7 protein-coding genes are annotated in these 11,657 nt (G+C 62.8%); 3 read left to right on the forward strand and 4 right to left on the reverse strand.

From position 1 onward, the window contains the following. Positions 1-193: 193 nt before the first annotated feature. Entirely contained in the window at positions 194-1,414 is a 1,221-nt protein-coding gene (locus F1735_RS25645) for an HD-GYP domain-containing protein (RefSeq protein ID WP_167239569.1), read from the reverse strand. A gap of 117 nt (positions 1,415-1,531) precedes the next feature. On the opposite strand from F1735_RS25645, the gene F1735_RS25650 reads away from it, so the two are divergent. From F1735_RS25650 to icmF, 3 genes are all read left to right on the forward strand, one after another. After that, the gene (locus F1735_RS25650) at positions 1,532-2,464 is read left to right on the forward strand and encodes a LysR substrate-binding domain-containing protein (RefSeq protein WP_167239570.1); all 933 of its coding nucleotides are present in this window, start codon (positions 1,532-1,534) and stop codon (positions 2,462-2,464) included. A 223-nt stretch (positions 2,465-2,687) separates the two neighbouring features. Next, a complete protein-coding gene (locus tag F1735_RS25655; RefSeq protein WP_167239571.1) occupies positions 2,688-6,251 on the forward strand; it encodes an indolepyruvate ferredoxin oxidoreductase family protein in 3,564 nt (1,187 codons plus the stop codon). A 210-nt stretch (positions 6,252-6,461) separates the two neighbouring features. Then, entirely contained in the window at positions 6,462-9,749 is a 3,288-nt protein-coding gene (gene icmF, locus F1735_RS25660) for a fused isobutyryl-CoA mutase/GTPase IcmF (RefSeq protein ID WP_167239572.1), read from the forward strand. Positions 9,750-9,797: 48 nt separating this feature from the next. Here the strand turns inward: icmF and F1735_RS25665 are convergent, their stop codons facing one another. The 3 genes from F1735_RS25665 to F1735_RS25675 form a co-directional block, all read right to left on the reverse strand. Next, on the reverse strand, positions 9,798-10,340 hold the full coding sequence (locus F1735_RS25665) for a hypothetical protein (protein ID WP_167239573.1): 543 nt from the start codon (positions 10,338-10,340) through the stop codon (positions 9,798-9,800). Between the two features lie 123 nt (positions 10,341-10,463). Further along, positions 10,464-11,222 carry a tRNA(His) guanylyltransferase Thg1 family protein gene (locus tag F1735_RS25670; RefSeq protein ID WP_167239574.1) on the reverse strand — a complete coding sequence of 253 codons (759 nt, stop codon included), beginning with the start codon at positions 11,220-11,222 and terminating at the stop codon, positions 10,464-10,466. Further along, on the reverse strand, positions 11,212-11,655 hold the full coding sequence (locus F1735_RS25675; RefSeq protein WP_167239575.1) for an AAA family ATPase: 444 nt from the start codon (positions 11,653-11,655) through the stop codon (positions 11,212-11,214). Before F1735_RS25675 ends, F1735_RS25670 begins: the two co-directional genes overlap by 11 nt. Positions 11,656-11,657: the final 2 nt, after the last annotated feature.

Genomic DNA, 11,657 nt, shown 5'->3' on the forward strand with positions numbered 1-11,657 from the left:
GCTTCATTGACTGTCCCGTTCAATTGGGTAGGGACGCTATCGCCCGCGACATTCCGATTTAAGTTGAAAAACTCCGGCATCGGAAAAGTGACGCTGCGGCGGCGGTTTATGCAACATTCAGGCTAGGACGCGGCTGCGCGAAGAAACTTGGCCCCCCGCCTGCGCGGGGGCGACGGTTTACCCGCTGCCGAGCCTAGCCGACGCTGATGAAGCGCATCGGATCCACATTCCACTTCTGGGGCGACTCGGGGCGCACGATCTTGTCGCCGCCCCCAAAGCCGAGCGGGCGCGACAAATCGACGGTTTCCGGCTTGATGTAGACATTGCGCCTGGTGTTGAAAAACACATTCACCTTGGGCGCCAGCAGATTGGTCTCGTGCGGCTCGATCACCACGGCCAGCCGCCCCGATTCGAGCATCACCATGGTGCCGACCGGATAAATCCCGACGCAGCGCATGAATTGCTGCGCATACGTGGGATGAAAGTGGAACTTGCTCCACTCGTAAATCTTGCGCAGCGCTTCGGCCGCCGGCATGCCCTTGTGATAGCAGCGCTCGGCCGTGATGGCGTCGTACACGTCGACGATGGCCGCCATCTGCGCCAGCTCGCTGATCGCGCCCTCGCCCTGCTTGTCCGGATAGCCGCTGGCGTCGCGCCGCTCGTGGTGGTGCAGGGTGATGTCGAGCGGAATAGGACCGATCCCGGGCGACTTGAGCAAGATATCGTAGCCGTCGCGCGGGTGCTTCTTGATGATGGCAAATTCCTCGTCCGTCAGCGGCCCCGGCTTGTTGAGGATATGGTCCGGCACCAGCGCTTTTCCGGTATCGTGCAGCAAGCCGCCCAGGCCGGCCTGGTAAGTGGTCGCGGCATCCATCCCGCGCGAACGGCAAAACGCCACCAGCAAGGTACACACGCTGACCGAATGCAAAAACGTATAGTCATCCTTGTTCTTGATGCGCAGCATGCCCATCAGCGCGCCGGGATTGCGCAGGATCGATTCGGTGATGTTTTCCACCATCGGCGACACGCTGTCGAGTTCGATGGCCTTGCCCAGCCGCGCATCCTGCATCACGGTGCGCACCAGGCCGGTGGCCTGGCGGCGGATCACGGCGGCGCGCTTGAGCTCTTCGCCCAGGCTGGTACGGGTGACGAGCAGCGGCCGCGCGGCGATGTCCACCAGCGCCGCTTCGGTGCTCTGGCGGGTTTCTTCCAGGGTCGGCGCATGGTCGACATCGAGCCCCCTGGCGCAATCGATGACCACGTCATGGATGCCGGCGTCGATGATCTTGCGGATTTCATCCTCGCTGGCCAGCAAGAAACGATTGCGCACGAACGGATGCGTCATCCAGTCGCAGCTCAGGTCATGGATATACATGCCTGTCTTGAGGTGGCGGGCATCGACTTTCTTCAGCATTTTTCTGTCCGTCTGTGGTGTAATCTCGCGCAATTGCGGCAACACGCCCAGTATAACTTCAATATTTCTTTAATGCATCGATGCTTTCCGTAGATCACTAACCACACCCGGACCCACATGGAATTACGCCAGCTGCGCTACTACGTCGCCATTGTCGACCACGGCTCGCTGTCGCGCGCGGCGCTGGTGCTGCACGTGGCCCAGCCGGCCCTGACCCAGCAGCTGCGCCAGCTTGAAGACGAGCTCGGCGCGCAACTGCTGCACCGCTCGGCCCAGGGCGTGCTCACCACCGACGCCGGCAAGGTGTTTTACGAGCATGCCCAGGCCATCCTCAAGCAGGTCGGCGACGCCCGTTCGGCCGTGATCCAGTCTACCACCAGGCCCTCGGGAAGTGTCACCTTGGGATTGCCGCACAGTATCTCGGGCGCGCTCGCCCTGCCCTTGTTGATGGCGGCGCGCAGCACTTTTCCCGAGATCACCCTGCAGCTCACCGAGGAGTTGTCCGGCAACCTGAACGAACAATTGAAATCGGGCCGGATCAACCTGGCGGTGCTGTTCGACGACGGCCAGCTGGGCGCCTTTGCCAGCAGCGCGCTGGTGGAAGAAGAACTGCGTTTCATCTGCCGCGCCGGTTCGGCCTTCAGTCCGCCGGGCGACACGGTGGCGCTGGCCGATGCGCTGGCCACCACCCTGATTTTGCCGGCCCAGCAGCAGGGCGTGCGCCCGCGCATCGACAACGTGGCGCGCGAAGCCGGCCTGCGCCTCTCGAACGTGATTGAAATTAACTCGATCGCGATCCTCAAGTCGGCGATTCTGGCCGACATGGGCGCCACCATCCTGCCGGTCGCCCCCTTGCTGGCCGATATCGAACGCGGCGCCATGCTGGCCCGCCCGATCCACAGCCCGGCGCTGGCGCGCACCGTTACCCTGTGCGCCTCGCGCAATATTCCGCTCACCAACGCGGCGGCGGCGGTCAAGCGCCTGGTGCATCAGGTGACCGCCGAACTGTGCGCCGGCGGCGCCTGGCCGGGCGCGCGCCTGCTTAAATAAGTCGCAGCGTCCACGAGCCATCATTTTTTCTTATACCCCTATCCGAAAACCGTATTTCCCCTACGCGCGGGAAGGTCATACACTCCACGCCAACGGCGCTCCATACCGGAGAGTCTTGTAGAATCAAGCTGCCTATAACAGCACCCTACCCCGCCATCGAAGCGCCTACCCGGCGCGCCGTCCTGGCGGGGCAACACCCCGAATACCCTTTTGGAGACACACCATGCCAGATACCACGGCAACGACGCCTGTCAAGCAGGACGTCGCTTCACGCCTGACCACGGTCACCCTCGACGACAAATACACGGCGACCACGGGCAATATTTTCCTGTCAGGTATCCAGGCGCTGGTGCGCCTCCCGATGATGCAGCGCGAACGCGACCAGGCCGCCGGCCTGAACACGGCCGGTTTCATTTCCGGCTACCGCGGCTCGCCCCTGGGCGGCCTCGATGAAAACCTGTGGAAAGCCAAGGCCCACCTCGAAGCCCATCACGTCAAGTTCGTGCCGGGCGTAAACGAAGACCTGGCCGCGACCGCCGTCTGGGGCTCGCAGACGGTGGACCTGATCGGCCCGGCCAAGTACGACGGCGTGTTCGCCATGTGGTACGGCAAAGGCCCTGGCGTGGACCGCTGCGGCGACGTCTTCAAGCACATGAACCACGCCGGCACCTCCAAGCACGGCGGCGTGCTGCTGGTGGCCGGCGACGACCACGGCGCCTATTCTTCGACCCTGCCGCACCAGTCCGACCATATTTTCTCGGCCTGCATGGTGCCGGTGCTATACCCATGCAATGTGCAGGAATACCTGGACCTGGGCGTGCATGGCTGGGCCATGTCGCGTTTTTCCGGCTGCACGGTGGCCTTCAAGGCGCTGGCCGACACGGTCGAATCGAGCGCCTCGGTGGACGCCAATCCATTCCGTGTACAAGTGAAAATTCCGCAGGATTTCGTGATGCCCGAAGGCGGCCTCAATACGCGCCTGTCGTCCGACCCGCTCGGCCTGCAGGCGCGCAAGCAGGAAGCGCTGATGCAGGACTATAAGATCTACGCGGCGCTGGCCTATGCGCGCGAGAACAAGCTCAATCACACCACCATCGACAGCGCCAACGCCAAGCTGGGCATCATCGCCTCCGGCAAGTCCTACCTGGACGTGTTAGAGGCGCTGGAAGAACTGGGCATCGACGAGAAAATGGCGGCCGACGTCGGCCTGCGCCTGTTCAAGGTCGCCATGCCCTGGCCGCTCGAACCGGACAGCGTGCGCGAATTCGCGCAGGGCCTCGACGAAATCCTGGTGGTCGAAGAAAAGCGCCAGATCGTCGAATACCAGCTCAAGGAGCAGTTGTACAACTGGCGCGACGATGTGCGCCCGAAGGTGATCGGCAAGTTCGACGAAAAGGGCGAATGGGTGGCGCCGCGCGGCGAGTGGCTGCTCACGTCCAAGGCCGACTTCTCGGTCTCGCAAGTGGCGCGCGTGATCGCCTCGCGCATCTCGCGCCTGATCACCGATGCGCGCACCTGCGACTTGATCAAGGCGCGCCTGAGCTTTTTGGACGCCAAGGATGCGGTGCTGCGCAAGGCCATCAACACGCCGTTCCGTCCCGCCTTCTACTGCTCCGGATGCCCGCACAACACCTCGACCAAGGTCCCGGACGGCAGCTTCGCGCTGGCCGGCATCGGCTGCCACGTGATGGCCACCGCGATCTATCCGGGCATGAACAAGCTGACCACCCACATGGGCGGCGAAGGCGCGCCGTGGATCGGCCAGCAGGCGTTCTCCGAAGTGCCGCACGTGTTCCAGAACCTGGGCGACGGCACCTACTTCCACTCCGGTTACCTGGCGATCCGCGCCACGGTGGCGGCCAAGGTCAACATGACCTACAAGATTCTCTACAACGACGCGGTGGCGATGACGGGCGGCCAGCCGGTCGACGGCCAGACCTCGGTGCCGATGATCGCCCAGCAGATGGCGGCCGAAGGCATCAAGCGCATCGCGCTGGTGACCGAAGACCTGTCGCGCTACAGCGACCGCTCCTCGCTGCCGGCCATCGTGACCCTGCATGACCGCAAGGACATGGACGCGGTCCAGCGCGAGCTGCGCGAGGTCGAAGGCGTGTCGGTACTGATCTACGACCAGACCTGCGCGGCCGAAAAGCGGCGCCGCCGCAAAAAAGGCGAGTTCCCCGACCCGAACAAGCGCATGGTGATCAACGACGCCGTGTGCGAAGGCTGCGGCGACTGCGGCGTGCAGTCGAACTGCGTCTCGATCCTGCCGAAGGAAACCGAATTCGGTCGCAAGCGCACCATCGACCAGTCGTCCTGCAACAAGGACTACTCGTGCGTGAAAGGCTTCTGCCCGAGTTTCGTCACCGTCGAAGGCGGCACGCTCAAGAAAACCAAGACCGGCGTCACCAAGGGCAATGTGGACGATGGTTTCGGAGCGCTGCCGGAACCGGTGCTGCCGAACATCGACCAGCCGTACAACATCCTGATCAACGGCATCGGCGGCACCGGCGTGATCACCGTCGGCGCGCTGATGGGCATGGCCGCCCACCTCGAAGGCAAGGGCGCGTCGGTGCTGGACATGACCGGCATGTCGCAGAAAAACGGCTCGGTCACCTCGCACGTGAAGGTGGCGCGTTCGCCCGAGCACCTGCGCGCGCAGCGCATCGCCACCGGCGAAGCGGACCTGATCCTCGGCTGCGACATGCTCACGGCCGGTGCGCAGGATGCGATTTCCAAGATGCGCCCGGGCCGCACCATGGCCGTGATCAACCTGCACGAGCAGCCGCCAGGCACATTCGCGCAGAATGCCGACTGGGAGTATCCGGCCGCCGAAGTGCGCGCGCTGATCATGGAATCGGTGGGTGCGCCTGCAAACGATGCGGCCGACTTCATCGACGCCACAAAATTGGCCACCGCGCTGATGGGCGACTCGATCGCCGCCAACCTGTTCATGATGGGTTACGCATGGCAGAAGGGCCGCATTCCCTTGACCGAAGCGTCGCTGCTGCGCGCCATCGAGTTAAATGGCGTGGGCGTGGAACCGAACAAGAAGAGCTTCCTGTGGGGCCGCCGCGCCGCCGTGGACCTCAAGCGCGTGGAGAAGGTGGCAACGCCGACCCAGGCCATCGTGGTGCAGATGCCGCAAAGCCTGGAAAACGTGATCAAGAAGCGGGTCGAGTTCCTGACCGAATACCAGGATGGCGCGTATGCGGCGCTCTACGAGCAGCTGGTGGCCAGGGTGCGCGCGGCGGAAACCGCGCAAGGGCTGGGCAACCGCCTGTCGACGGCCGTGGCCAAGTACTACTTCAAGCTGATGGCGTACAAGGACGAATACGAAGTGGCGCGCCTGTACACCGACGGACGCTTCGTGGAGCAGCTCAAGTCGCAGTTCGAGGGCGATTTCTCGGTCAAGTTCAACCTGGCGCCGCCGATGTTCGCCAAGAAGGACGCCAAGGGGCACCTGGTGAAGGCCGAATTCGGGTCGTGGATGTGGAAGGCGTTTGCGCTGCTGGCCAAGTTCAAGGGCTTGCGCGGCGGGACCTTCGACATTTTCGGTCGCACCGAAGAGCGCAAGATGGAGCGCGCGCTGATCGTGGAGTATCGCCAGATGATCGAAGGCTTGATCGCCGGACTCAATGCGGACAATCACGCGACGGCGGTGGAACTGGCGAATTTGCCGGAGCAGATTCGCGGGTACGGACATGTGAAGGAAAAGGCTGTGGCGCAGTTCCGCGTGGAGAAGGCGCGGCTGCTGGGGGATGGGGCGCGCCAGCACGCGGCGTGACACGTCGCTGACGACAGCGCCCACCGCTCTCCTCAGCTCTGTCGTCCCCGCGCAGGCGGGGACCCAAGTTCGTAGCTACGCTGAGAAACTTGGGTTCCCGCCTGCGCGGGAACGACGATGGCTTTTTTCGCTCCTCCCCGTTACGGACACGTCGCTTGACGTTTACGTAAACGTCATATACCTTACAAGAACGCTATCGCAAGGATCATCATGAACGACCTGACCTCCGCCGCCAAACTGAATCTCCCGGAACAGCCGAAACTGGCCAACAAAGTCCGTTTCGTCACCGCCGCCTCGCTGTTCGACGGCCACGACGCATCGATCAACATCATGCGCCGCATCCTGCAATCGAACGGCGTCGAAGTGGTCCACCTCGGCCACAACCGCTCGGTCGACGAAGTCGTCACCGCGGCCTTGGCCGAAGATGTGCAGGGCATCGCCATCTCCAGCTACCAGGGTGGCCACGTCGAATACTTCAAGTACATGATCGACCTGCTGCGCGAACGCGGCGGCGCCCACATCAAGGTGTTCGGCGGCGGCGGCGGCGTGATCGTCCCCGACGAAATCGCGGACCTGCATGCCTATGGCGTGACCCGCATTTTCAGCCCCGAAGATGGCCAGCGCATGGGTTTGGTGGGCATGATCCAGTCCATGATCCAGACCTGCGACATCGACCTGTCCACCTATTCCCCGACCACCCTGGAACCCCTGCGGCAGGGCGACGTGGCCTCGCGCCACCGCCCGCTGGCGCAGTTGATCACCGCGCTCGAAAACGAGAAGGCCACGCCCGAACTGCGCAAAGCCATCGTCGACGCGGCCGAAGGCCTGCACGTGCCGACCCTGGGCATCACCGGCACCGGCGGCGCCGGCAAGTCCTCGCTGACCGATGAACTGATCCGCCGCATCCGCCTCGACCAGAACGACGCGCTCAACATCGCGATCATCTCGATCGACCCGTCGCGCCGCAAGTCCGGCGGCGCGCTGCTGGGCGACCGTATCCGCATGAACGCGATCAACCCGTGGAACGGCCAGGCGCGGGTGTTCATGCGCTCGCTCGCCACGCGCGAAGCCGGCTCCGAAATCTCGCAGGCGCTGCCCGACGTGATCGCCGCCTGCAAGGTGGCCGGTTTCGACCTGGTGATCGTCGAAACGTCCGGCATCGGCCAGGGCGACGCCGCCATCGTGCCGCACGTGGACGTGTCGATGTACGTGATGACGCCGGAATTCGGCGCCGCCTCGCAGCTCGAAAAAATCGACATGCTGGACTTTGCCGACTTCATCGCGATTAACAAATTCGACCGCAAAGGCTCGCTCGACGCCCTGCGCGACGTGGCCAAGCAGTACCAGCGCAACCGCGAAATGTGGAGCAAGCGCCCGGAAGAAATGCCGGTCTTCGGCACCCAGGCGTCGCGCTTCAACGACGATGGCGTGACCGCCCTGTACCACGGCCTGCTGCCGAAACTCGGCGAATTCGGCCTGACCATCGCGCCGGGCAAGCTGCCGCAGGCGGACATCCGCCATTCGAGCGGCAAGCACGTGATCGTGCCGCCGGCGCGCGCGCGCTACCTGGCCGAAATCGCCGACACCGTGCGCGGCTACCACAAGAACGCGTCGAAACAGGTCAAGCTGGCGCGCGAACGCCAGCAGCTCACGGAAGCGAAACGCATGCTGGCGCTGGCGTCCAAAACGGCGGACTTCGACGAACTGATTACCGAGCGCGACAACGCCCTCGACGCCACCGCCAAGAAGCTGCTGGCGATGTGGCCCGAGATGCAGGCCGCATACGCGGGCGACGATTACGTGGTCAAGATCCGCGACAAGGAAATCCGCACGCGCCTGGTCCAACATACCCTGTCGGGCACCAAAATCCGCAAGGTGGCGCTGCCGCGCTATGAAGACCACGGCGAAGTGCTGCGCTTCCTGATGCTGGAAAACGTACCGGGCTCGTTCCCGTTCACGGCCGGCGTGTTCGCGTTCAAGCGCGAAGGCGAAGACCCGACCCGCATGTTCGCCGGCGAAGGCGATTCGTTCCGCACCAACCGCCGCTTCAAGCTGGTTTCGGAAGGCATGGACGCCAAGCGCCTCTCGACGGCGTTCGACTCCGTCACCCTGTACGGCGCCGACCCGGCGCTGCGCCCGGACATCTACGGCAAGGTTGGCAACTCGGGCGTCTCGATCGCCACCCTGGACGACATGAAGGTGCTGTACGACGGCTTTAACCTGTGCAGCCCGAGCACCTCGGTGTCGATGACGATCAACGGCCCGGCGCCGACCATTCTGGCGATGTTCATGAACACCGCCATCGACCAGCAGATCGACAAGTTCGTGGTCGAGAACAAGCGCCAGCCAACGATTGATGAAGCGGCCAAGATCCGCGCCTGGGTGCTTGCCAACGTGCGCGGCACGGTGCAGGCCGACATTCTGAAAGAAGACCAGGGCCAGAACACCTGCATCTTCTCGACCGAGTTTTCGCTGAAAGTCATGGGCGACATCCAGGAGTATTTTGTACACCACCAGGTGCGCAATTTCTACTCGGTGTCGATCTCGGGCTACCACATCGCAGAAGCGGGCGCGAACCCGATTTCGCAGCTGGCGTTCACGCTCTCGAACGGCTTCACGTTCGTCGAAGCGTATCTGGCGCGCGGCATGCACATCGACGATTTTGCGCCGAACCTGTCGTTCTTCTTCAGTAACGGCATGGACCCGGAATACACGGTGCTGGGCCGCGTGGCGCGCCGCCTGTGGGCAGTGGCCATGCGCGACAAGTACGGCGCCAACGACCGCAGCCAGAAGCTCAAGTACCACATCCAGACCTCGGGGCGCTCGCTGCACGCGCAGGAAATCGACTTCAACGATATCCGCACCACCTTGCAGGCGCTGATCGCGATCTACGACAACTGCAACAGCCTGCACACGAATGCGTACGACGAGGCGATCACCACGCCGACCGACGAATCGGTACGGCGCGCGCTGGCGATCCAGTTGATCATCAACCGCGAATGGGGCCTGGCCAAGAACGAGAATCCGAACCAGGGCTCGTTCATCATCGAGGAACTGACCGACCTGGTGGAAGAAGCGGTGCTGCAGGAGTTCGAACGCATCGCCGAACGCGGGGGGGTGCTGGGAGCGATGGAAACCGGCTACCAGCGCGGCAAGATCCAGGAAGAGTCGATGCTGTACGAGCACCAGAAGCACGACGGCACCCTGCCGATCATCGGCGTGAACACCTTCCGCAATCCGAAGGCCAACGACACGCCGCAGAAGATCGAACTGGCGCGTTCCACCGACGACGAGAAGCAGTCGCAGTTGACGCGCCTGGACGACTTCCATCGCCGCAACGCCGACCAGGCGCCGCAGGTGCTGGCGGCCTTGCAGCAGGCCGCGATCGACAATGCGAACGTGTTCGAGAAGCTGATGGAAGCGGTGCGTGTCTGCTCGCTGGGGCAGATCACGACGGCGCTGTTCGAGGTGGGTGGACAGTACCGGCGCAATATGTAACAGGCGCTGCAAGCAGGAGGCGCCGTCGCGCAGACGGCGCCGTGCGCGTCAGCGGCTGTGCAGGCTGGCCAGAAATTCTTCGCCACAGCCTTTCAGTCGCGCTTCCTGGGGCGTGATCCGTACTGGCGTGAGCGCGCGCGTGCCGACCATGGCCAGCACAAGGGCGATCAGGAACGACAGTGCGCTGAGCAGGCCGTACAGCTTGCCGTTGCCATCCTTGTCCATTGCGGCGAACAAGGCTGCGCTGCCCACGCCCACCGCGACGCACGCGGCGATCTTGTAGTTGCGGCGGCGCGCACGGTGCTGCTCGCACAAGCCGATCGACAAGCGGGCCTTTTTCTGGACCAGGGCGGCCACCACGATATAGATTAAGAAATTGATCAAGAAGAACAAATACCAGCCCGCCGGGTGCCAGGTAAACATGCGCGGCTTATCCATCTCGGCGGGCGCGTTGCATTTGATGCAACGGTGCGGCAAATCGTGATTGAGCGGCACCACCAGAATGTTACCGTCGCGATAACACTCGGAAGACACCATCGGCGAACTCAGTGCCTTGGGAGCTGCATAGGGATTGTTCGGCATATCGTTCACACAGTACTCCTTCATGGTAAGGCTGGCATCTTAATCAACAATCAGTAATAACCAGAAACTATTTGCTGGCCTTGTTGTTTTATTGCCTACTTGACTGAGCTGCGCGATGAGGACGATACAAGCTTAACAACCCAGGATATTGCGCATCAAATCGCCGTAGGCCTCGCCCCGGGGCAAATCGGGCTCGGTCCTGATCGCCCGCTTGCTCGACACCACCTCCACCTGTTCCTTCGGGTTGTAGCCGCGCTTTTCCTCGTTCACCCAGTAAAACCCGGTCCCGCGCAACTGCCACGACGGCAGCGCATCGAAATCGATGCCGCGGCTGGCCAGCAGCGCCACCTTGTCCTCGATGCTGCGGCCTTCGATCTGCGCCGCCGCCGCGTCCTTGGCCACGCCTTCTTTTCTCAGCATCCAGTAGCAGTGCGCGTTCAAGCCATTGCGGTGCGCGTCCTCGTGACGCCAGCGGAAATAATCGACCACGGTTTTACGGTCCGGCAGTTCGCAAATGCGGCAATCGAACGCCGCCAGTTCGCCCAGCATCAGGCTGAACTTGGCCGACGCCTCGCCCGCCAGGATCGACGTGTACTTGCGCAGCTTGCGTCCGTACAGATCGATATCCAGGTCGAACAGCAGCGAAATTTCGTCGCTTTCGGTGTACCCGTAGACGACCTTGAAGCCGCAGTTCATCACGTGGCGCGTCGTCTCGGCCATCAGGTCGCGAAAGCGCACGTCGAACGGCGCCTCGAAACTGACCTTTTCCTTGGTCAGCCTGGTAAAGCTGCGCCCGTCGATGCGCGCCACCATGTACACGCCCTTCTCGACATAGCGCTCGCTCGCGGTTTCGTAGGCGCGCATCATCGCGTCGAGTTCGTCAAATTTCATTCCATGCCTTTACAGTAAATTGCTTGTCGATGATATCGACATAATGCAGTTCGTCGAAGCCTTCCGCCATGCTGGGCAGCTCGATGCGCTTGTGGGTATCGAAAATGCCGACGTCCGGGATCAGCGCGGCGCCGCTGCGGCTGCGGTTCCAGGCCAGCGAGCGCTCCAGGTCGATGCGGAAGTACACGCAGCGGATCTTGAACTTGCTGCCCTTGAGAAGATCGACGTACTTCGCCCGCACCGCGCGCGTGGGGTTGGTGTTGTCGACCACGAAGGGCATGCTGGTTTCCAGGCAAATGTCGAGCAGCTTTTTCTCGCGGTACTTGGTTTTCAACAGGTCGTTGCTGATGCGCAGGTGCGTGTTGAAATAGTGGTTCTTGTAGAAAGTCGACTTGCCGCTTGCTTGCAGGCCGACGAAGATAATGGCTTCCAAAG

Source organism: Massilia genomosp. 1 (genome assembly GCF_011682185.1).
Lineage (GTDB): Bacteria > Pseudomonadota > Gammaproteobacteria > Burkholderiales > Burkholderiaceae_D > Telluria_A > Telluria_A rubra.

Coding starts and splice junctions, on each gene's coding strand:
- F1735_RS25650 (WP_167239570.1), top strand. CDS start 1,532: ATGGAATTACGCCAGCTGCGCTACTACGTCGCCATTGTCGACCACGGC.
- F1735_RS25670 (WP_167239574.1), bottom strand. CDS start 11,222: ATGAAATTTGACGAACTCGACGCGATGATGCGCGCCTACGAAACCGCG.
- F1735_RS25645 (WP_167239569.1), bottom strand. CDS start 1,414: ATGCTGAAGAAAGTCGATGCCCGCCACCTCAAGACAGGCATGTATATC.
- icmF (WP_167239572.1), top strand. CDS start 6,462: ATGAACGACCTGACCTCCGCCGCCAAACTGAATCTCCCGGAACAGCCG.
- F1735_RS25655 (WP_167239571.1), top strand. CDS start 2,688: ATGCCAGATACCACGGCAACGACGCCTGTCAAGCAGGACGTCGCTTCA.